This window comes from Flavobacterium sp. Sr18 (assembly GCF_011064265.1).
Classification (GTDB): Bacteria; Bacteroidota; Bacteroidia; order Flavobacteriales; family Flavobacteriaceae; genus Flavobacterium; species Flavobacterium petrolei.
Genome location: NZ_CP049329.1, coordinates 2,563,722 through 2,587,252, shown reverse-complemented (window position 1 = coordinate 2,587,252; position 23,531 = coordinate 2,563,722). Strand labels below are relative to the sequence as shown.

Sequence of the window (23,531 nt, the reverse complement as noted above, 5' to 3'; positions counted from 1 at the left end):
AATAAATAATTATAACTCAATTCCATTTTATATTTGTATAAATCAGAACGCAAATTTATAATATTTATTATTTATAATAACGTTAAATGATTTATTTTTACTTAATAATTATTCCTTAAGTTGCACCGAGATTTACAAAACAATGAGAAAAACATTTCTGTTATATTGGACATTACTACCTTTTTTTTCATTTTCTCAAATAAAAGAGGATGTTGTAATCGAATGGTTGGGCACAAAAGAAATGTCATATGGTAATTTCACCATTAATATACCCAAATTTTCAGGTAATAGTTTTCATTATGATGCTTCCAAAAAAAACATCACTTACACCGTTATATTAAAAGATACGCCATATTTTGACGATAGTAAAATTCAAATTACTAATGTAATTTTTGAAAATATTACACTTTTGGATCTAGGCGATTTAGCCTCCGAAAATATACCGAAAATTATAAATCCTTCGATAACCATTTCTACTTCAAGAGACATAAGAGAGGCTTTCATATCACTTTCACCTATAATCAAGGATGATTTTGGATTCAAACGAATCAAATCCTTTTCGTATGAAGTTGGCAATAGCAATAATACCTCTAGAATCCAGCAATCTGGAAAAACTGTAAATACCATTTCAAATTCTGTCTTAGCAACTGGCAATTGGTTTCAATTTTATGTCGAAAAATCGGGAGTGTATAAAATATCTAAAAGTTTTCTGCAACAACTGGGAATTGACATTAATGCTGTTGATCCAAGAAAAATAAAGATTTACGGAAATGGTGGTCGAATGCTACCATTGTCAAACAATATTTATTATCCGAATGACTTAATTGAAAATGCCATTCAAATCAACGGTGAAAGTGACGGCGTTTTTAACAATGAAGATTATATCCTTTTTTATGGCGAAGGAGTTGACACTTGGAATCAAGAAAGCAGAACGCATTTAAATTTGTATGACAAAAAATCCTATTACTATATTACTGCAGAAGGCGCTGATGGAAAAAGAATTGCTCCTTTAGCACAGCCTGCAGGAAACAGCACTTTAACTCTAACTTCATTTGACGAATATCAATTCCACGAACAGGATCTTGTCAATATTGCCCGTTTGGGTCGTCAATGGTTTGGTGAATCATTTGATGTTAAGGATGAGCAGGAATTTGATTTTGTTTTTCCAAATCTTGACAGTTCAGTTCCTGTGAAAATCATGCTTACAGCAGCCTCAGCCGCTTTTACTTCAACCTCTTTCAATGTAACAGCAAACGGAAATGCGGCAGGAACCATTTCATTCCCTGCATTAAGCAGCAATTCAGGAACCGAGTTTATCGTTGCTTTTTTGCCAAACAACACTACTTTCAACGGGACAGAAAACATCAAAATAAAATTAAAATACAACAATAATGGCGTTCCAGGTTCCAAAGGTTTTCTAGATAACATTAGGCTTACCGCCAAAAGAAAACTTATAGGCTACGGAAAACAATTTCATTTTCAATATGATCAATCCGTTTCAAATCTTGGAGTTGTAAATTACGAAATTTCAAACGCGACTGAGATTTCTCAAATTTGGGATGTTACCGATATTTATAATATTAGCAAAATCGAAAATACGCGTCAAAGTTCCCTAAGTTTCAAAGCAAATTTGGGCGAACTGAGAAAATATATCGCAATTGATGCAGCTGATTATTACACACCATTAAAAGACAACAAATCAAAAATCGCGAATCAAAACTTAAAAGGCTCACTTTTTAAAAACAGTCAAGGTCAGTTTCAAGATATTGATTATGTAATTATTTCACCCTCGTTTCTAATTTCACACGCGGAAAAACTAGCCCGTTTTCATCGTACATATTCTAATTTAAATGTAAAAGTAATTCCATTAGAATTGATCTATCAAGAATTTTCTTCAGGAAAACAAGATGTTGCCGCCATAAGAAACTGCATTAAATACATTTATGAAAATGCTTCGGCGCTAGATAAAAGACTAAAATTCATCAATCTTTTTGGAGATGCTTCTTACGATTTCAAAAACCGAATCATAAACAATACGAATGTTGTTCCTATTTACCATTCTTTAAACAGCAACACAACCGGAGAATCTTCTTTTGCATCCGATGATTTTTTTGGATTAATGGACCCATCGGAAGGAAATGTTACTTCTTTTTTCGGCGGAATCGACATTGCTGTAGGAAGAATGCTTGTCAATGACACTAAACAGGCTGACGAAATGGTCAACAAAGTTATTGAATACCATGATTTAAAATCCTACGGCAACTGGAGAAATAACTTTGTACTTGTTTCTGATGATTCTGATATACCTGCAGATGCCAGTTTGCAAAACAGACAAAATAGCCTTGCGAATACAATAGCTTTAGAGAAACCTTTCTTGAATGTGAATAAAATTTTATTAGACTCTTATGCTCAAGAAGCCTCAGCGGGAGGTTCCAGATATCCAAAAGCGAGAACAGATTTTTTTAATGCTTTCGAAAAAGGGGCTTTAGTATTTAATTATTTGGGACATGGTGGCGAAGACGGTTTATCAGCTGAGAGAATTTGGGAAAAATCAGACGGACAAAACTTGAGCAATCAATTCAAATATCCTTTATTCATAACTATTACATGCGAATTCTCTAGGTTCGACAATCCGTTTAGGCCAACTGCAGGCGAATACACCTATTGGAATCCAAAAGGCGGAGCAATTGCCATGATTACCACAATACGTTCTATTGGTCAGTTTAGCGCCGAAAATTTCAACGATGCTTTGACAAAAAACTTACTATCATACGGTTCAAACCAATACACATCAATCGCAGAAGCGCTGAGAATTTCTAAAAACAGCAATCCAAATTCAGCCACCAATATTGTTTTTTACATTGGCGATCCAGCCATAATGCTCGCGGTAGCCAAACCAAAAATCAGGTTGACAAAAGTGAATGACATATCCGTCACCCAAACCATAGATGACTTCAAATCATTGGCAAAAATGAAACTTACAGGAGAAGTTACGGATGAAAACAACAATCCATTGACAAATTACAACGGAGAAGTTTCTACCACTATTTTTGACAAAACAGTCTCAAGAGTTACCTATAATAATGACGGAAATAGTCCTCCTATTAATTTCAATGTTTTAGGGGAAACCATATTCAGGGGAAATGCATCCGTGAATAATGGACAATTTGAATTTAGTTTTGTTGTGCCAAGAGACATCAGAGTTCCATTGGCAAACGGAAGAATAAGTTTTTATTCCAAAAAAAATGAAGTATTACAAAACGAAACAGGGTATGATTCTAGTATAAAAATAGGCGGAATAAATGAAAACGCTATAGCAGACAATATTAGTCCAAGAGTTAAGTTATATATGAACGATGAGACTTTTGTTTCTGGTGGAACAACTAATGAATCTCCCTTTTTGGTCGCGCATCTTGAAGATGAAAACGGAATTAATACAGCCAGCGGAATAGGTCATGATATCGTTGCTGTTTTAGATGGAGATGTAAGCAACCCTTTTGTTTTAAATGATTATTATCAAACCAATCTGGATGATTTTACTAGTGGAACACTGCGATTTCCGTTGCGCAATTTAGCTCCCGGATTACACACTATAACATTCAAAGCATGGGATGTATACAACAATCCAATTACAGCGGAAATACAATTTATCGTAGTAGGCGATGAAACAATAACATTGACACATGTGTTGAACTATCCTAATCCGTTCGTAAATTATACTGAGTTTTGGTTTACACACAACAGACCGTATGAGCCGCTCGAAGTTCAGGTTCAAGTTATGACAATAACGGGGAAAATTGTTTGGACAAAAAATCAAATTATCACCACCGAAGGATTTTTATCTAAAGAAATAACTTGGGACGGCAAAGACGATTTTGGTGACCGAATAGGAAAAGGAGTCTACGTGTATAAACTCACAGTAAAATCAAGCTCAACCAATAAGAAATCTGAAAAGTTTGAAAAACTTGTAATCCTTTAATATTATACTATATTTGTTTAATAAATATTCGCATCAAAATGAGAAAAATAATACCCCTATTTATCCTTTTATTTTTAGCATCTTCTGCTAACGCACAAGATCGAGTTATAAATCCAGGGGTTCCCTTTTTACTAGTCTCAGCTGACGCTAGAGCAGCAGGTATGGGCGACATTGGTGTTGCAACTTCTGCGGATGCTTTTTCTCAACAATGGAATCCGGCAAAATATGCTTTTGCAACTGATGCGCAAGGATTTTCCATCAGCTACACGCCATACCTTACTGATTTAGTAAATGACATATCATTAGGACAATTAACTTATTATCAAAAACTGAATGAGAAAAGTGCCTTTGCAGGAACTCTGCGTTACTTTGGTTTAGGTGAAATTGAACTGCGCGAAACTGGCGATCCTAACGAAACACCCAGATTAGTTTCTCCAAATGAATTTGCCATTGACGGATCGTATTCGTTAAAATTGAGTGAGAAATTTTCGATGGCTGTTGCGGGACGTTTCATTAATTCCAATCTAAAAGTAGCTTCAGACAGTAATGATGCTTCTTCTGCAAGTACATTTGCGGTTGATGTGGCCGGTTTTTATCAATCTGAAGAATTAGCCTATAATGAATTCAACGGAAGATGGAGAGCAGGATTTAACATTCAAAACTTAGGCCCAAAAATTAGTTATGACAATGATCAGTTTAACAACAATTTCATCCCTGCCAATTTAAAAATAGGAACAGGTTTTGATTTTATTTTAGACGACTATAATAAAGTGGCTGTGAATGTTGAATTTAATAAATTATTAGTTCCAACGCCACAAGACCCAGATTTAAACGGCGACGGAACTGTAACCTCAGAAGAGCGCAATCAAAATAATGACAATTACCGTTCCATAGGCTGGACATCTGGTGTTTTTAAATCTTTTGGTGATGCGCCTGACGGTTTTGGTGAAGAAGCAAAAGAAGTTACGTATGCTTTAGGTGCCGAATATTTGTATCAAGATTCCTTTGCAATGCGTTTGGGATATTTTCACGAAAGTCCTCTAAAGGGAGCACGTCAATTTTTCTCCCTTGGAGCAGGTTTCAAATACAATGTAGTTAAAGTAGATGTTTCTTACTTATTCTCAGCATCTAAAGTGAAAAACCCGCTAGAGAACACCCTTCGCTTTTCACTCACCTTCAATTTTGGTGAGAAATATGACGAATATTAAACTTAAATTAATTCATAAATAACGATCCAAATTTCAATCCCGATACTTCGGAGATGAAATTTGGATTTTTTTTCCTAAAAAAAGCATGAAAGAAATAACAATTACCACACAATTTAAAGTATTCGAATCCGTTCAGGAATTGCCAAATGACATTCAGGATCTAATGACACAAGCCGTTGAAGTACGAAAAAACGCTTATGCTCCTTATTCCAAATTCAGAGTCGGAGTGGCAATTTTTTTAGACAATGGTAAAATAGTACTTGGTTCAAACCAAGAAAATGCAGCTTATCCGTCAGGACTCTGTGCGGAACGTGTTGCAATTTTTTATGCTGGAGCAGTCTATCCGGAAGCCAAAATTTTAAAAATGGCAATTACAGCTGCATCGGACACAAACCAAACTACAGCTCCAATTCCGCCTTGTGGCTCTTGCAGACAATCAATTGCAGAATATGAAATTAAACAAGAGACCCCAATAGAAATCTATTTTATGGGAGAAATTGGTACAATATACAAATCAGAATCCCTGAAAAACTTGCTCCCATTTATGTTCGATAAAAAATTCTTGTAAAAATTCCAAAAATTGCCTATTAAATTTTAGTTCTTACTTGGAATGTCTTATTTTTGCATTTCGCAAATTTGTGGGAGGAAACTATTTTGCGTTATAGTACAAATTGATAATACAATAACACTTTAGCAAAAGAAAAATTCAGATGAAAGAAGTTACAAAAGAAGTATATTTAAAGTGGTATGAAGATATGCTGCTTTGGAGAAAGTTTGAGGACAAACTTGCAGCATTATACATCCAACAAAAAGTTAGAGGTTTTCTACATTTATACAATGGTCAAGAAGCAGTATTAGCTGGTGCACTGCACGCAATGGACTTGACAAAAGACAAAATGATTACTGCTTACAGAAATCACGTCCAACCAATAGGTATGGGAGTTGATCCTAGACGCGTGATGGCAGAACTTTTAGGAAAAGTTACAGGAACTTCAAAAGGTATGGGTGGTTCTATGCACATCTTTTCAAAAGAGCACCGTTTTTATGGTGGTCACGGAATTGTAGGAGGACAAATTCCTGTAGGTGCAGGATTAGCTTTTGCTGATAAATATTTTGAAACTGGCGGTGTCACTATGACCTATTTTGGTGATGGTGCAGCACGTCAAGGATCTTTACACGAAGCGTTTAACATGGCTATGTTATGGAAACTTCCCGTTGTATTTATTGTTGAAAACAATGGATATGCCATGGGAACTTCTGTAGAAAGAACAGCCAATCATACTGACATCTGGAAATTAGGTTTAGGATACGAAATGCCTTGCGGACCTGTTGACGGAATGAATCCTGTAAAAGTTGCTGAAGCAATGACTGAAGCAATTGACAGAGCACGTCGTGGAGACGGACCAACTTTCTTAGAAATGAAAACATACCGCTATAGAGGTCACTCTATGTCGGATGCACAATTATACCGTTCAAAAGAAGAAGTAGAAGAATACAAAAAAATCGATCCAATTACTCAAGTTTTAGATGTAATTAAAGATCAAAAATATGCTACAGAAGAAGAAATCGAAGCAATTGATAAAAGAGTAAAAGAGTTAGTGGAAGAATGTGTAACATTTGCCGAAGAATCTGAATACCCTCCTATTCAACAGCTATACGATGTAGTATACGAACAAGAAAACTATCCATTTTTACCTCATAAACTATAAATCAATTATGGCAACAATAATTACAATGCCTCGTTTGAGCGATACGATGACGGAAGGAACGGTAGCGACTTGGCTAAAAAAAGTAGGTGATAAAGTAAGCGAAGGTGATATCCTTGCAGAAATTGAAACCGATAAAGCAACAATGGAATTTGAGTCTTTTAACGAAGGAACACTTTTATATATAGGAATACCTGCAGGTGAAACTGCACCAGTAGACTCTTTATTAGCCATTATAGGAAAAGAAGGCGAAGATATTTCAGCTTTAATAGCTGCAAAACCAACAGACGCAGCTCCAGTAAAAGAAGAAAAAAAAGAAACTGAGGAAACAAAAGTTACTGAAAAAACAGCTTCTACTCCTGAAGCTACAAAATCCGCTGCACCTGCAGCAACTTCACTTCCAAAAGGAGTTGTAGTTATCACCATGCCTCGTTTGAGCGATACTATGACCGAAGGTACTGTAGCAACTTGGTTAAAAAAAGTAGGTGACACTGTTGCTGAGGGTGACATTCTTGCTGAAATCGAAACAGACAAAGCTACAATGGAATTCGAATCTTTCAACGAAGGAACTTTATTGTACGTAGGAATCGAAGAAGGTAATACTGCACCAGTTGATAGCCTTTTGGCAATCATTGGGCCAGCAGGAACTGATATCAGCGGAATTGCTGAAAATTATAAAACTGGCGGAGCGCCACAAGCTGCTCCTGCAGTGGCAGAAGAAAAAGAAGTTGTTTCAACAGAAAAAGCTTCGGAACCAATCGTTCAAGAACCATCAACTGACGGTCAACGAATTTTAGCATCACCATTAGCAAAGAAAATTGCAAGTGACAAAGGAATTCAATTGACACAAGTAAAGGGTTCTGGTGAAAACGGACGTATTGTAAAAAGCGATATCGAAAACTTTACCCCACAAACTGCAGCTGCTCCAGCACCGACAACTGCAGCTTCACCAGCAAAAACAGAAACTGTTGCTGCTGCAAAACCATTTGTTCCAGCAGGAGAAGTTTTCACAGAAGAAATCAAGAATTCGCAAATGCGAAAAATCATAGCGAAGCGTTTAGCCGAATCTTTATTTACAGCTCCACATTACAACTTAGTAATTGAGGTAGCAATGGATGAAGCTATGAAATCTAGAAGTATCATCAACAGCGTTCCTGACACAAAAGTATCGTTTAACGATATGGTGATAAAAGCGTGTGCAATGGCTTTGAAAAAACACCCAAAAGTGAATTCACAATGGAGAGAAGATTCAATTCTTATCAATCACCATGTGAACATTGGAGTTGCTGTAGCTGTTGAGGACGGATTAGTAGTTCCAGTATTACGTTTTACAGACGCTATGAGTTTATCTCAAATTGGCGGAAGCGTGAGAGATCTAGCAGGAAGAGCTAAAAACAAAAAATTATTACCTACAGAAATGGAAGGAAGTACTTTTACAGTTTCTAATCTTGGAATGTTTGGCATAACTGAATTCAATTCTATCATTAACCAACCAAATTCTGCTATTTTATCCGTAGGAGCTATTGTAGAAAAACCGGTTGTAAAAAATGGCCAGATTGTAGTAGGAAATACAATGATGCTATCTTTAGCTTGCGACCACAGAACAATTGATGGTGCAACTGGAGCTCAATTTTTACAAACATTGAAACAATTTATAGAAAATCCAGTTACTATGCTTGCGTAATAACTCGGTTTTTAAAACACAAATCCCGCCTTGTTTAAAAACTTGACGGGATTTTTTATTTATTCTTCTCCTCAATCCAACGCGACATATATTTCGTGCTTTTTAAAGTATGGTGTTGTAACATGGAACCCATAAAATTATTCATTCGATGTTGTTGTAAATTAGAGCATAAAAATTCTATTTTATTTTTAAAGTCACTCTCGAACAAACCTTTAGAATAGCGTTGACTAATAATGATAAATCCATTTTTCTGGGCTTTATGCCAAATTGCTTTGTCTTGATATAATTGCACTGCAGCATCCACAAAATCAGCTACATCATCCGTAATAAAACCATTCCAAGGCAAATCCCCGTGCATGGCTTCAGAACCAATAGCAGTTGTTACGCTTGGTGTCCCGCATTGCATCGCTTCTAATAACTTCCCTTTAATACCTGCACCAAAACGCAAAGGAGCCAAAACCACTCGCGCTTCCTGAACTACTTCTTTAGCATCGATAGCTCGTCCCAAGATTAAAAAGCCTTCTTTCTTGTTATGTAATTGTAGTACTTTTTGTGAAGGATAAGCGCCATAAACATTCAATACAGCTTCTGGAAGACGTTTTTTTATTAAAGGCCAAATCGTTTCCTTTAAATATTGAACGGCATTCCAATTAGGCTCATGAAGAAAATTTCCGATAAAAATAAAGTCTTTTCGATCTTCAAGAGAAGGTAGTTCTTGTATTTCGGCATGGCCAATTGTTTCCAATAAAAAAGGCAAATAATACAATAAAGCTTTATCTATTTTGAATGCAGATTCTAATAATTCCATTTCAAATTCGGAAATCATCAGAGACAAATCACAACGTAAAATACTGGCGATTTCCCGTTTAGAAACCTCTTCAACAAATAAATCAGTTATATTAAAAGAACGGTTTTCTTTGAATGCTTTATGGCGTGCCAAACGCAAACAATGCAAATCTTCAGTATCTAACAATCGTAGCGCATTCGGACAATTTTCGGAAACACGCCAACCAAATTGTTCCTCCATCATAAAACGGTCAAACAAAACCACATCTGGATTCAGTTCTTTTACAAAAACATCAAAACTGGAATTATTAACTTCTATTGATTCTTTTTCCACTTCATATTCTTGCAAATCAACCATGAAATCACTGTCTTGAGCTGGACTAGCAAACGTAATACTAAAACCTTGCATTTTAAAAAGTGAAATCAGATGCATCAGCCTTCCTCCTGCTGCGGATGAATTGGGTTCTGGCCAAACAAAACCGATAATTAAAAGCTTTTGAACTTGATTCATATTATTATAAAATTTCAATTGCAAAATAATGCTATTTTGAGTTCAATCTGGTCATTAGAACAAAAAATAGATTATAAAACACTAATTTTGTACTAAACAAATTTCAGTACCATGTTAGGATTAAAATTAGCCACAGACCCACGTTGGGTAAATATAGTTGAATCAAATATAGAAGAAATCTTGACGGATCATGCTTGGTGCGAACAAAAAGCTGCTTCTAATGCGATAAGTTTAGTTACTTACAATTCGGAATTAGAAGAGTTAGTAACCGAAATGTTAATCATTGCTAAAGAAGAATTAGACCATTTGCAATTGGTTCATAATTTAATAAAAAGTAAAGGATTGACTTTAGGCAGAGAAAGGAAAGACCATTATGTGAATGAACTTTTTAAGTTCATGAAAAAAGATGGCAGCCGAAAAGATGCGCTTTGTGACCGATTATTATTTTCAGCTATGATTGAAGCAAGAAGTTGTGAACGCTTTAAAGTTTTATCAGAAAACATAAAAGATGTTGAATTAGCCACTTTCTATAGAGATTTAATGATTTCCGAAGCGGGGCATTACACTACTTTTCTGGGATTTGCACGCAAATATGCTGACAATATAGATGTAGACAAACGCTGGAAGGAATGGATCGAATTTGAAACCTCGATTATCACAAACTATGGTAAACAAGAAACTATCCACGGTTAAGTAAAAGCAGGTATTATTTTATGTATTCCACAATAATCTATTTATAAAAACACTGATTTTTGTACCTGATTTTTGGATTTTCATAATTCTTAAAGGTTTATATCAAGTCCTGAAAAAGTGCTACAAGATTAATATTAAATAAAAGCAAAGTTTTTGAACAGTAGTAACCATCTATTTGATACTGTTTTTGCTTTATAGGTTATCATTTTAATTTGATTTTGTTCATGCATATTATGGGGAGTAAGCATATAATTTGAATAATATAGGGATGCGTATTGTAAATATTAATTGATTAGTTGACAATTGGTTCCATAACTTCTAAATCATGATTGTATTTATCAATCACAAACTCTTATTTTAATGTACCGTTTATTCTTTTCGCAATGGCATTTTCAAAAAGTTCAGAATTTTGAGTCATACTAATAAGTATTCCGTTTTTATTTAAAATACTTTGATAGTCATTAGCACAATACTGCAATCCTCTATCAGAGTGGTATTTAATGGATTTTTTTTTAGTTTAATGCCATTTTTGAGCAACAATACTGCTTTGGACAATCATATTATCAGCAACACTACACCCATAAGCTTTTTAGAATAGGTATCTGTTACAATACCAAGATAGCAAGCTTTTTCTTTTCCAATATAAATTATGTCGGAGACCCAAACTTGCTCAGGCCTGTTACTATCTAATCTAATAATTTGATTTTGATGTTTTCTAAATCGTTGATAAAAATTAGGATTCATATGGTAAGACCATTTTGGTTGAATCAATAAATGATTAGCTCTGAGAATGTCGAACAACTTACGCCTTCCAATATTAATCAATTGAAGCTGTTCCACTAAAATGTGTTAACTTTTTTGAGTTCCAACCCGAGGCATTGATTTCTTTACATCAAGATCCGTAGAAATTACTTTGGTAGCTTTAGCTTGTTGACTGACTTTTCTTTTCATTTTTCGATAATAAACCTGTCTGTCTACCCGGACGAAATAACAAGCAAACATTAATGTTTGTTGTTATTTTTGTCTAAAATGATTCCTTTTTTATCTGCAGCAAAAGCTTATTGTTCCAAAAATGACTTCTCCTTCTCAAGAGGTTTTCCCTTGGATCCAAGCTCCATTTTCTTTTGTTCTTGTGATTTCGGTATGGTAGAAGGGATTTGGTTTTCCCACTGAAGATACCAAATATCGTAACAATTCTACAACACTTTTACACATTCAATACCATACTTCTTAATAGCTTGAGTAGCTAAAAGCTATGCTATTTATATTTCCTGACCAATTGCAACTTAAAAGACATAAAGTAGTCCTTTTGAGTACGCTATACATATTTAATATTTTCTTCCATAACAATCTGTTTTGTGTATCGCTATTTCTAGACGAGAAATAATAAAACAAAAAATCCTCATCAAATGAATGATGAGGATTCTTCAAAGAAAGGCGACGACATACTCTCCCACATAACTGCAGTACCATCTGCGCAGGCGGGCTTAACTACTCTGTTCGGGATGGGAAGAGGTGAGCCCCGCCGCAATAACCACCTTAAGAGGTTATAATTGCTTTGGGCAATTACTGTAATGTTGTTTACATTGTATTATAAACATCAATCACATAATATCTTAACATACTGAGATAAAGAAAAAGTTTTTTTATTAGAAAGTTTCTTCTCTCCCGTCTTTTGGACGGGAGAGAAAAGCGTACATAAGCTTACGGGTTATTAGTACTACTCGACTATGACATTACTGCCTTTACATCTATAGCCTATCAACGTGGTCATCTCCCACGACCCTTAAAAGAAATCTCATCTTGTGGTGGGTTTCGCGCTTATATGCTTTCAGCGCTTATCCCTTCCAAACGTAGCTACTCTGCGATGCCACTGGCGTGACAACAGATACACTAGAGGTTTGTCCAATTCGGTCCTCTCGTACTAGAATCAGATCCACTCAAATTTCTTGCGCCCACAGTAGATAGAGACCGAACTGTCTCACGACGTTCTGAACCCAGCTCGCGTGCCACTTTAATGGGCGAACAGCCCAACCCTTGGGACCTTCTCCAGCCCCAGGATGTGACGAGCCGACATCGAGGTGCCAAACCCCCCCGTCGATATGAGCTCTTGGGGGAGATCAGCCTGTTATCCCCGGCGTACCTTTTATCCTTTGAGCGATGGCCCTTCCATGCGGAACCACCGGATCACTATGCTCTACTTTCGTACCTGATCGACCTGTATGTCTCTCAGTCAAGCTCCCTTATGCCATTGCACTCTACGCACGGTTACCAAGCGTACTGAGGGAACCTTTAGAAGCCTCCGTTACTCTTTTGGAGGCGACCACCCCAGTCAAACTACCCACCAAGCAATGTCCCCCGCATTACGGGGTTAGGCCTCAGATAAACAAAGGGTTGTATTTCAACAATGACTCCACAACGCCTAGCGACGCCACTTCACAGTCTCCAACCTATCCTACACATCATTTATCCAAGGTCAATACTAAGCTATAGTAAAGGTGCACAGGGTCTTTTCGTCCCACTGCGGGTAAGCGGCATCTTCACCGCTACTACAATTTCACCGAGCTCATGGCTGAGACAGTGTCCAGATCGTTACACCATTCGTGCAGGTCGGAACTTACCCGACAAGGAATTTCGCTACCTTAGGACCGTTATAGTTACGGCCGCCGTTTACTGGGGCTTCATTTCAATGCTTCTCCGAAGATAACATCTCCACTTAACCTTCCAGCACCGGGCAGGTGTCAGGCCCTATACTTCATCTTACGATTTTGCAGAGCCCTGTGTTTTTGATAAACAGTCGCCTGGACCTCTTCACTGCGGCCAGCATTGCTGCTGGCGACCCTTCTCCCGAAGTTACGGGTCTATTTTGCCTAATTCCTTAGCCATGAATCTCTCGAGCACCTTAGGATTCTCTCCTCGACTACCTGTGTCGGTTTGCGGTACGGGTACTTATTACCTGAAGTTTAGAGGTTTTTCTTGGAAGCCCTTAGGCGCACTATCTCTTTGTCCGAAGACTCCGAGTACTATCGTATTTCCCCAAAACCCGTGGATTTGCCTGCGGGTCTTATAGGTAGGTACTTCAACGAACTATTCCGTCAGTTCGCGGCGCTTTCATCACTCCGTCACCCCATCACAGTAATAACTAGTACGGGAATATTAACCCGTTGTCCATCGACTGTCCCTTTCGGGTTCGCCTTAGGTCCCGACTAACCCACAGCTGATTAGCATAGCTGTGGAAACCTTAGTCTTTCGGTGTGCGGGTTTCTCGCCCGCATTATCGTTACTTATGCCTACATTTTCTTTTCTAACCAGTCCAGCATGCCTTACGACACACCTTCTACCCTGTTAGAATGCTCCCCTACCACTTAGAGTAAACTCTAAATCCATAGCTTCGGTAATATACTTATGCCCGATTATTATCCATGCTCGTCCGCTCGACTAGTGAGCTGTTACGCACTCTTTAAATGAATGGCTGCTTCCAAGCCAACATCCTAGCTGTCTATGCAGACAAACCTCGTTCTTTCAACTTAGTATATATTTGGGGACCTTAGCTGATGGTCTGGGTTCTTTCCCTCTCGGACTTGGACCTTAGCACCCAAGCCCTCACTGTTATGAAACATTATATAGCATTCGGAGTTTGTCAGGAATTGGTAGGCGGTGAAGCCCCCGCATCCAATCAGTAGCTCTACCTCTATATAACTTTACGCATAACGCTGCACCTAAATGCATTTCGGGGAGTACGAGCTATTTCCGAGTTTGATTGGCCTTTCACCCCTACCCACAGGTCATCCGAAGACTTTTCAACGTCAACCGGTTCGGACCTCCACACTGTGTTACCAGCGCTTCATCCTGCCCATGGGTAGATCACACGGTTTCGCGTCTAACACTACTGACTAAAGCGCCCTATTCAGACTCGCTTTCGCTACGGATCCGTGGCTTAACCACTTATCCTTGCCAGCAACGTTAACTCGTAGGCTCATTATGCAAAAGGCACGCCGTCACCCCACGAAAGGGCTCCGACCGCTTGTAAGCGTATGGTTTCAGGATCTATTTCACTCCGTTATTCACGGTTCTTTTCACCTTTCCCTCACGGTACTGGTTCACTATCGGTCTCTCAGGAGTATTTAGCCTTAGCGGATGGTCCCGCCAAATTCAGACAGGATTTCTCGTGTCCCGCCCTACTCAGGATACCACTATCGTTATCTTCTTTTACTTATACAGGGCTATCACCTTCTTTGGCTCTACTTTCCAGTAGATTCTAATTCAATCCGCAACAAATGTCGTGGTCCTACAACCCCAATATTGCCGTAACAACATTGGTTTGGGCTAATCCGCGTTCGCTCGCCACTACTTACGGAATCACTTTTGTTTTCTTCTCCTCCGCCTACTTAGATGTTTCAGTTCAGCGGGTTTGCCCACCTATCGGTGTACTATGTCTTCAACATAGTGGGTTGCCCCATTCAGGTATCTACGGATCATATCGTGTGTGCCAATCCCCGTAGCTTTTCGCAGCTTATCACGCCTTTCATCGCCTCTGAGAGCCAAGGCATCCCCCATACGCCCTTATTTTGCTTATTGTACCAATCTTAAAATTAATTAAGACCGTTTCTTTTACTTGTCTAATGATAAACAAGCAAAAAATGCTTTCTACTTTTTATTATTTTCTTATCTCAATATGTCAATGAACTTTTATCCTTTCGGATCTGTGGAGAATAACGGAGTCGAACCGTTGACCTCCTGCGTGCAAGGCAGGCGCTCTAGCCAGCTGAGCTAATCCCCCAATCTAATTATGAATTGTGAATTATGAATTATGAAATATTTTCATAACTCCTCAACTCTAGAATTTCTTCTTTTCTTTTAAGTGTAAATTGTTGTCTCGGACAGACTCGAACTGTCGACCCCTACATTATCAGTGTAGTACTCTAACCAGCTGAGCTACGAGACACTCTTATTCTTAAATGGTATTATTTGAACTAACAGCAAGAGTAATAAAATGTTGGTATCTGTTTCCAACTTGAACTTTCGTCTTCTTTCCCTAGCGTGTATTGCTACTAACACTAAGGCTCTAGAAAGGAGGTGTTCCAGCCGCACCTTCCGGTACGGCTACCTTGTTACGACTTAGCCCTAGTTACCAGTTTTACCCTAGGCAGCTCCTTGCGGTCACCGACTTCAGGCACCCCCAGCTTCCATGGCTTGACGGGCGGTGTGTACAAGGCCCGGGAACGTATTCACCGGATCATGGCTGATATCCGATTACTAGCGATTCCAGCTTCACGGAGTCGAGTTGCAGACTCCGATCCGAACTGTGACCGGTTTTATAGATTCGCTCCTGGTCGCCCAGTGGCTGCTCTCTGTACCGGCCATTGTAGCACGTGTGTAGCCCAAGGCGTAAGGGCCGTGATGATTTGACGTCATCCCCACCTTCCTCACAGTTTGCACTGGCAGTCTTGTTAGAGTTCCCGACATGACTCGCTGGCAACTAACAACAGGGGTTGCGCTCGTTATAGGACTTAACCTGACACCTCACGGCACGAGCTGACGACAACCATGCAGCACCTTGTAAATTGTCTTGCGAAAAGTCTGTTTCCAAACCGGTCAATCTACATTTAAGCCTTGGTAAGGTTCCTCGCGTATCATCGAATTAAACCACATGCTCCACCGCTTGTGCGGGCCCCCGTCAATTCCTTTGAGTTTCATTCTTGCGAACGTACTCCCCAGGTGGGATACTTATCACTTTCGCTTAGCCACTGAGATTGCTCCCAACAGCTAGTATCCATCGTTTACGGCGTGGACTACCAGGGTATCTAATCCTGTTCGCTACCCACGCTTTCGTCCATCAGCGTCAATCCATTAGTAGTAACCTGCCTTCGCAATTGGTATTCCATGTAATCTCTAAGCATTTCACCGCTACACTACATATTCTAGTTACTTCCTAATAATTCAAGTCAGACAGTATCAATGGCCGTTCCACCGTTGAGCGATGGGCTTTCACCACTGACTTACCTGACCGCCTACGGACCCTTTAAACCCAATGATTCCGGATAACGCTTGGATCCTCCGTATTACCGCGGCTGCTGGCACGGAGTTAGCCGATCCTTATTCTTACGATACCGTCAAGACTCTACACGTAGAGTTGTTTCTTCTCGTATAAAAGCAGTTTACAATCCATAGGACCGTCATCCTGCACGCGGCATGGCTGGATCAGGCTTGCGCCCATTGTCCAATATTCCTCACTGCTGCCTCCCGTAGGAGTCTGGTCCGTGTCTCAGTACCAGTGTGGGGGATCTCCCTCTCAGGACCCCTACCCATCGTTGCCTTGGTAAGCCGTTACCTTACCAACTAGCTAATGGGACGCATGCTCATCTTTCACCGTTGTGACTTTAATATCATGTTGATGCCAACTCGATATACTATGAGGTATTAATCCAAATTTCTCTGGGCTATCCCTCTGTGAAAGGTAGATTGCATACGCGTTACGCACCCGTGCGCCGGTCTCTAATTCCGAAGAACTATACCCCTCGACTTGCATGTGTTAAGCCTGCCGCTAGCGTTCATCCTGAGCCAGGATCAAACTCTTCATCGTATATTGTTTGCTTAAATTGCTTCAAGCTATTGTTATTCGACTAAATTCTAGTGGTTTTTTCAAATCTCTCGATTCTATTACTCTTATTCTTTTGTTCCGATTTTCATCGGAACGGCTGTCAATTCAATATGTCTAGGAACGTGTTCTTATCTTTTTTTCAACTTCGTTTGAGCCACATCGTGTCTCTCTGGAAGCGGGTGCGAAAGTACAACTTTCTTTTTAACTGGCAAGAAAAATTTGAAGTTTTTTTTAAGATAAATTTTATCTCACTTTCTTCTCTTTTCTCATCAATCTGTCAAGGAACTTTGCGCGTTTTGCGGGGTGCAAATGTAACATCCGTTTTCTAATCTCACAAGCTTTTTGAAATCTTTTTTTAGAAAATAAATTTTCTGTTTTGATTCCTTTTGCTTGCCAGTATTTGAAAGAACGTCTGCGTTGTTGCGGGTGCAAAAGTAGCTCCTTTATTCGCTTTTACAAGCTTTTTCAACGCTTTTTTTTGATGTTTTCTTAACCCAATCTTTAAATCGCTGAAACAGTGAATTTTGAAAGTAAAAGTTTTTCCCTCTCCCCCGCCCTCTCCGAAGGAAAAGATGAACTTGTGTGTAAAAATGGCCGTCACTATAGCCTTAACCAGTTTAATAGCGACTTATTTTACCCATAAAATCTTGTTCAATTTATCATTTTTTACCTATTTCTTGGTTCGCATCTTCGTATCTTCTCCTATAAAAAGCTTGCCTTGCCTATTTTGTATGGAGAAAAAACTGTTGAATCAATAAAATGACTTTATACTTTACCTTATATATGACATTGCTTTTCTAATTTCTCCTATATATAAGGTTACCGGATTTTGTGTTAGTGTGAATTCTTCTGCTTTTGATTAAACTGAACATCTTAATTATTCGAGGCTCGCGTTAGGGATAGTAGTGGAAAGCCCGCAGCCCCGCCTTTTTTTGGTGGGACGAGGACTTATAGCGGATAGCCCGACTCATTATATAAAGAAAGGCGGTTATCTTTTTTGATAAATGCCTTTCTTTATATAAGGAGGAACGCCCAAAACAACATTCTAATCGAAACGAATTGCTTTGACTGGGGAAATTTTAGTTATTATATAGGAAGGAATTAGTAATACCAAGAAACAAACGGTTACGGTGAGCACGTTTAGCAATAGAATGAATCCCCAATTTAAATATACTGGCGCTTGATTGACGTAATAGTTTTCAGGAGGAAGTTGGATTATCCCGAATTGTTGCTGGATTAGTAGTAATGAGATACCGATTAAATTCCCCCAAAATAACCCTCTAACTATAAGATAAAAGGCATTGTAAAGAAATATTTTTCGTACTGACCAGTTATTAGCTCCCAACGCTTTTAAAATTCCAATCATTTGTGTTCGCTCCAGGATAAGTACCAATAGCGCTACTACCATATTAATAGTAGCAACTAGAATCATGACTACTAATATAACGATGATATTGAAATCAAATAGTTGAAGCCACTCGAATATATAACTGTATTTCTCGATTATAGTTTTTGTGTCTAATGTTGATGCTGTTTGCGCATAGACCCGTTCTCCGGTAGACTCAATTGCATTAAAATCGCTTACAAAAACTTCGAAAGCTCCGATTTGATCTGGAGTCCATTTATTGATGCGTTGCATGTGACGAATGTCTCCAATAATATATGTCGCATCGAATTCTTGAAAGCCAGAATTGAAAATCCCAACAACATCAAAATTCCTCAAGTTATACCCTTTCTCTTTCATGAAGAATGTATTGAAAGAATCCCCCACTTTTAAATTCAACCTATTTGCAATAAACTGAGAAATTACCACTTCCTCATTCAAATCTCCTTTGCCATTTGGAATTCTTCCTTCAACAATGTATTCTTTTATGTTATCCCATTTATAATCATTTCCAACTCCTTTGAAAATAATTCCTTCAAAAGCGGTTTCTGTTCTAATAATTCCAGCTTTACTGGCGATTGCTTGTATATGTTCCACTCCCGGAACCGATGTAAACTTTGGATAAAAATCCTGTTTCTTAGAAATTGGAACTAAAGTAACCTCGGATTGATTGTTGTCGTAATTGGAAATAATAATGTGTCCGTTGAAAGCGGAAACTTTTTCTCGAATTTTTTGCTGCAGACCAATTCCTGTCGCCACTGAAACAATCATCATAATCATACCAATGGCAATTGCCGAGATTGCAATTTTTATAATTGGTGCAGATATGCTACTTTTATAGTCTCTAGCAGTTATAAGTCGTTTGGCAATGAAATATTCTAAATTCAATTTGATTGTGTTTCTAATTTGGATTTGCTTCGCCAGTTTGCGTTGCTAAAGCCAAAAATACAGCTAAAACACGAATTACGCTAATTGGCCTTAATTTTATTTGAACCTTTATATGAATCCAATTTTCAAAATAACGCTTCGGTTTATTTTTCTAACAATCATTTCGACATCCTGCTCCGCCGGAAAAACAGATATAGAAAGAAATACAACAAACGATTTGGAACAAATTACTAAAAATCCTAAAACAGAAATCATAACAGGAGCAGATAATTACGCCAATTATTTACATTTATTAAAGAATCAGAAAATTGGAATTGTAACAAATCAGACTGGAATTCTCTCCAATAAAACACATTTAGTAGATTTTCTAATAGAAAAAAACATTGCTGTACAAAAAATATTTGCTCCCGAACATGGTTTTCGCGGAACTGCTGATGCGGGCGAACATGTGGTTGACGGAAAAGATTCTAAAACTGGGCTTTCAATTATTTCACTTTATGGTGACAATAAAAAACCGAAACCAGAGCAACTTGCAGGAATCGACATCATGGTTTTTGATCTGCAAGACGTAGGCGCACGATTTTACACATATATCTCTTCGTTACATTATATAATGGAAGCCTGTGCCGAAAACAACATTCCACTTATAATTCTTGATCGACCAAATCCTAACGGAAGTATTGTTGACGGTCCAATTCTTGAGCCAGCATTTACCAGTTTTGTAGGAATGCATTCAATTCCTTTGCTTCATGGAATGACTATTGGAGAATATGCAAAAATGATTAATGGTGAGAAATGGCTGAAAAACGGTATGCAATGTAAATTGACTGTTATTCCCTGCAGTAATTACAATCGAACAATGAATTATAGTTTACCTGTAAAACCTTCTCCCAATCTTCCAAATGATCAATCCGTGAATTTATATGCAAGTTTATGTCTTTTTGAAGGTACAAATGTAAGTGTAGGAAGAGGAACCGAGAAGCAATTTCAAATTTATGGCTCCCCTTATTTACCGAAAAGTGATTTTAGTTTTATTCCAAAACCAAATTTTGGCGCACAAAATCCTGTTTACAATGGAGTACTTTGTTATGGCGAAGATTTGTCAACATATCCAAGACTGAATCAACTCGAATTAAAATGGATAATTAAGGCGTATCAAACCACAATAGACAAATCAAAATTCTTCAACCCTTTTTTTACCAAACTTGCGGGAACCAAAAAATTACAACAGCAAATAGAAGCGGGAATTTCTGAAGATATAATTAGAGAAAGCTGGAAGAAAGGATTAATTGAATTTCAGGAAATGAGAAAGAAGTATTTGGTATACTAAAAAAGAATAAAGAACCAAGAAGCAAAGCTTGCCATAAATTATTTATAAAGGTAACTTCTTCTTCATTTCCTCTACAATATTAAAAGCTGCAGGACAAATAGCAACATTTTTTAGCGTTAAGTCCGTAATTTGTTGAAACTTTTTTCTATCCGTATGTGGAAATTCTCTACATGCTTTTGGACGAACATCATAAATCATACACGCATTTTCATTATCCAGAAAAGTACACGGTACACTTTGCAAAACATAATCTCTGTCTTCATCAATGCGAAGATATTGTTCAATAAACTGTTGTGGTTTTTGTCTAAGATATTTTGAAACACGTTCAATATCAGCATCTGTAAATAAAGGACCTGTTGTTTTACAACAATTGGCACATTTTAAACATTCTGTTTTCTTAAATTCAGCATCATGTAAATCTTGCATCACGTAATCTAGATTCTTTGGTGTCTTCTTTTTCAGCTTATCGAAATACTTTTTATTTTCGATATGCTTATCTTTGGCTTCTTTGGGAAGATTGTTTAAAATATGTTTCAAGTTTAAAATTTAAAGTTGGAACGACAAAAGTAGCAAACTTGAATCCTGAAACCTTAAACTTTAAACAAAAAAGATGAAAGACCTTTTTGGCAAAGCCATACTTGATTTTCAAACTAATAATTCCCCCGAAGATTTAATCACTGAAACCTCTATTTCTGAAGAAGATGAAATGAGCGTTGAATATTTATTTCGTTCGTATGCTGAAATGCCAAAACTAGAGCAAAAAGCTTTACAACTTGCAAATGGAAAAATTCTGGATGTAGGATGTGGCGCAGGAAGCCATAGTTTGTATTTACAAAACGAAAGAAATCTTGATGTTTACTCTATCGATATTTCTCAAAATGCAATTGAAGCTTGTCACCTACGAGGGTTAAAAAATGCTCAAGTTCAAAACATTCTTGAAATGGACTCTGACAATCCTGAAAATAAATTTGACACCATTTTATTATTAATGAATGGAACCGGTATTTTTGGAACACTAAAAGATACCACTAAGTTTTTACAGAAAATAAAAAGCTTGCTAAATCCAAACGGACAAATTTTAATTGATTCTTCGGATATCATTTACATGTTCGATAATGATGAAGATGGTGGAAAATGGATTCCGAGTAATGGTTACTATGGCGAATTGAGTTTTACTATACGTTATAAAAATGAAAAAGACGACGAATTCCCTTGGCTGTATTTAGATTACAACACCTTACAAAATGCGGCTTTCGCAAATGGACTACAAAGCGAGTTAATTCTTGAAGGGGAACATTATGATTATTTGGCGAAGCTTTCAATTTAACAGAACACATTTTAGCATGGAAAATACAGCATTAGAAAAATTACGCTATCCTATTGGGAAATTTATCGCCCCAGAAATCTATTCAAATGATTATCTCAATAGTAGAATATCCGAAATCGCCAGTTTCCCTGACCGTTTAAAAAAGGAAGTAGTTTCGCTGAGCGAAGAACAACTCGACACACCCTACCGAGAGAATAGCTGGACTGTTCGCCAAGTCATTCATCATTGCGCAGACAGCCACATGAATTGTTTCATCAGAATCAAATGGGCACTAACCGAAGATAAACCAGCAATAAAATCCTACTATGAAGATCGTTGGTCTAAATTACATGATAATTTAACAATGCCAATTCAACCTACTCTTTCATTACTGGAAGGTTTACACTTTCGTTTAGCATATTTAATGAATAGTATATCTCAAACAGACTTAGAAAAAATCTTTATTCATCCTGAAAACAACAAGGAATTTAAAATTAAAGAAATCATAGAAACTTATGCTTGGCATGGCAGCCATCACTTAGCACATATCACAGAATTGAGAAAACGAAAAGGTTGGTAATTGAGCACTTAAACAATCTTCTATAAAAGTAGAAAATGCCAAATACAGATCGTATTTGGCATTTTTTTATGGGATATTTAAGTATTTATGGGTTTGTAAAGAAACACGCCATTTAGGATTGTTCATGACATAATCTACAATCAGAGGTGTCATTTCTTCTTTTTTACTCCATTCTGGCTGAAGGAATAAAATAGCATTTGGATTTACTTTTTCAGCTTGTTCTTCGGCAAAAATAAAATCATGCTTATTATAAATGATTACTTTCAACTCGTGCGCATTATCATAAACTGTTTGAGTTGGAAGCTTATTTTTCTTTGGAGACAGACAAATCCAATCCCAAATTCCTGTCAACGGATATGCTCCAGATGTTTCTATATGTACCTTTCTATTATTAGCTTTTAGCTTTTGCGTAAGTAGAGACATATCCCACATTAATGGTTCACCACCAGTAACCACAACTGTTTCAGAATATTTACTAGCATTAGCAACAATTTGCTCAACACTGGTTGGTGGGTGCAATTCAGCATTCCAACTTTCTTTAACATCGCACCAATGACAACCTACATCACATCCTCCAATTCTAATAAAATATGCGGCTGTCCCTGTATGAAAACCTTCGCCTTGGATTGTATAGAATTCCTCCATCAATGGTAGCATGGCGCCCTTATTAACTTCTAACTGTATTTCTTTTGATAACATTCTTTAATTTTAAAGTGCAAAGATAGTTAATTTGAAAAGGAGATGAATTCAAAACAGTTACTAATGTAATAAACTTTGAATAAATCGAATTGCTTTAAATACGTTTTTTAGAAGGCTCAGAAAAAAAATTATATCAAAGTAAACATTTAAAATTTTAAACAAAAAAAACCGATAAC

At 37.5% G+C, this 23,531-nt stretch carries 13 protein-coding genes, 2 tRNA genes and 3 rRNA genes; 9 read left to right on the top strand and 9 right to left on the bottom strand.

Annotation, left to right across the window (positions count from 1 at the left end; translation table 11 throughout):
* The first annotated feature begins 142 nt into the window (after positions 1-142).
* The 5 genes from porU (at position 143) to G7A72_RS11365 (ending at position 8,577) form a co-directional block, all read left to right on the top strand.
* The gene (porU, locus tag G7A72_RS11385; RefSeq protein WP_165152567.1) at positions 143-3,979 is read left to right on the top strand and encodes a type IX secretion system sortase PorU; all 3,837 of its coding nucleotides are present in this window, start codon (positions 143-145) and stop codon (positions 3,977-3,979) included.
* 38 nt (positions 3,980-4,017) lie between these two features.
* Positions 4,018-5,187: a type IX secretion system outer membrane channel protein PorV gene (gene porV / locus G7A72_RS11380; protein WP_165152566.1), complete on the top strand. Its 1,170-nt coding sequence runs from the start codon at positions 4,018-4,020 to the stop codon at positions 5,185-5,187.
* Between the two features lie 85 nt (positions 5,188-5,272).
* A complete protein-coding gene (gene cdd / locus G7A72_RS11375; RefSeq protein WP_113667165.1) occupies positions 5,273-5,755 on the top strand; it encodes a cytidine deaminase in 483 nt (160 codons plus the stop codon).
* A 142-nt stretch (positions 5,756-5,897) separates the two neighbouring features.
* Positions 5,898-6,896, top strand: coding sequence for a pyruvate dehydrogenase (acetyl-transferring) E1 component subunit alpha (pdhA, locus tag G7A72_RS11370; RefSeq protein WP_113667164.1), 999 nt, complete (start codon positions 5,898-5,900; stop codon positions 6,894-6,896).
* 7 nt (positions 6,897-6,903) lie between these two features.
* Complete coding sequence (locus G7A72_RS11365) at positions 6,904-8,577, top strand: pyruvate dehydrogenase complex dihydrolipoamide acetyltransferase (protein ID WP_165152565.1); 1,674 nt, start codon at positions 6,904-6,906, stop codon at positions 8,575-8,577.
* A gap of 55 nt (positions 8,578-8,632) precedes the next feature.
* Here the strand turns inward: G7A72_RS11365 and G7A72_RS11360 are convergent, their stop codons facing one another.
* A complete protein-coding gene (locus G7A72_RS11360; RefSeq protein WP_165152564.1) occupies positions 8,633-9,874 on the bottom strand; it encodes a glycosyltransferase in 1,242 nt (413 codons plus the stop codon).
* A gap of 111 nt (positions 9,875-9,985) precedes the next feature.
* Between G7A72_RS11360 and G7A72_RS11355 the strand changes: the two genes are divergently transcribed.
* Positions 9,986-10,567, top strand: coding sequence for a tRNA-(ms[2]io[6]A)-hydroxylase (locus G7A72_RS11355; protein ID WP_099713544.1), 582 nt, complete (start codon positions 9,986-9,988; stop codon positions 10,565-10,567).
* A 1,432-nt stretch (positions 10,568-11,999) separates the two neighbouring features.
* On the opposite strand, the gene rrf is transcribed toward G7A72_RS11355, so the two are convergent.
* From rrf to G7A72_RS11325, 6 genes are all read right to left on the bottom strand, one after another.
* Positions 12,000-12,109 (bottom strand): 5S ribosomal RNA (gene rrf, locus G7A72_RS11350).
* Positions 12,110-12,261: 152 nt separating this feature from the next.
* Positions 12,262-15,145, bottom strand: a 23S ribosomal RNA gene (locus G7A72_RS11345).
* Positions 15,146-15,273: 128 nt separating this feature from the next.
* Positions 15,274-15,347 (bottom strand) — tRNA-Ala (locus G7A72_RS11340).
* Positions 15,348-15,438: 91 nt separating this feature from the next.
* Positions 15,439-15,512: transfer RNA gene (locus tag G7A72_RS11335), tRNA-Ile, on the bottom strand.
* A gap of 124 nt (positions 15,513-15,636) precedes the next feature.
* Positions 15,637-17,150: ribosomal RNA gene (locus G7A72_RS11330) — 16S ribosomal RNA — on the bottom strand.
* The 16S, 23S and 5S rRNA genes sit together here with 2 tRNA genes alongside, the layout of an rRNA operon.
* Before the next feature lie 1,063 nt (positions 17,151-18,213).
* Positions 18,214-19,440 (bottom strand): ABC transporter permease, encoded by a 1,227-nt coding sequence (locus G7A72_RS11325; RefSeq protein ID WP_165152563.1) that lies wholly within the window; start codon positions 19,438-19,440, stop codon positions 18,214-18,216.
* A gap of 112 nt (positions 19,441-19,552) precedes the next feature.
* On the opposite strand from G7A72_RS11325, the gene G7A72_RS11320 reads away from it, so the two are divergent.
* The gene (locus G7A72_RS11320; RefSeq protein WP_165152562.1) at positions 19,553-20,770 is read left to right on the top strand and encodes an exo-beta-N-acetylmuramidase NamZ domain-containing protein; all 1,218 of its coding nucleotides are present in this window, start codon (positions 19,553-19,555) and stop codon (positions 20,768-20,770) included.
* Between the two features lie 42 nt (positions 20,771-20,812).
* Here G7A72_RS11320 and G7A72_RS11315 read toward each other — a convergent pair whose 3' ends face one another.
* A complete protein-coding gene (locus G7A72_RS11315; RefSeq protein ID WP_165152561.1) occupies positions 20,813-21,307 on the bottom strand; it encodes a YkgJ family cysteine cluster protein in 495 nt (164 codons plus the stop codon).
* Between the two features lie 73 nt (positions 21,308-21,380).
* Here G7A72_RS11315 and G7A72_RS11310 point away from each other — a divergent pair, with 73 nt between their 5' ends.
* The gene (locus tag G7A72_RS11310; protein WP_165152560.1) at positions 21,381-22,097 is read left to right on the top strand and encodes a bifunctional 2-polyprenyl-6-hydroxyphenol methylase/3-demethylubiquinol 3-O-methyltransferase UbiG; all 717 of its coding nucleotides are present in this window, start codon (positions 21,381-21,383) and stop codon (positions 22,095-22,097) included.
* Positions 22,098-22,113: 16 nt separating this feature from the next.
* Positions 22,114-22,656 carry a YfiT family bacillithiol transferase gene (locus tag G7A72_RS11305; RefSeq protein WP_165152559.1) on the top strand — a complete coding sequence of 181 codons (543 nt, stop codon included), beginning with the start codon at positions 22,114-22,116 and terminating at the stop codon, positions 22,654-22,656.
* A 66-nt stretch (positions 22,657-22,722) separates the two neighbouring features.
* On the opposite strand, the gene G7A72_RS11300 is transcribed toward G7A72_RS11305, so the two are convergent.
* On the bottom strand, positions 22,723-23,355 hold the full coding sequence (locus tag G7A72_RS11300) for a 7-carboxy-7-deazaguanine synthase QueE (RefSeq protein ID WP_165152558.1): 633 nt from the start codon (positions 23,353-23,355) through the stop codon (positions 22,723-22,725).
* Between the last annotated feature and the right edge of the window lie 176 nt (positions 23,356-23,531).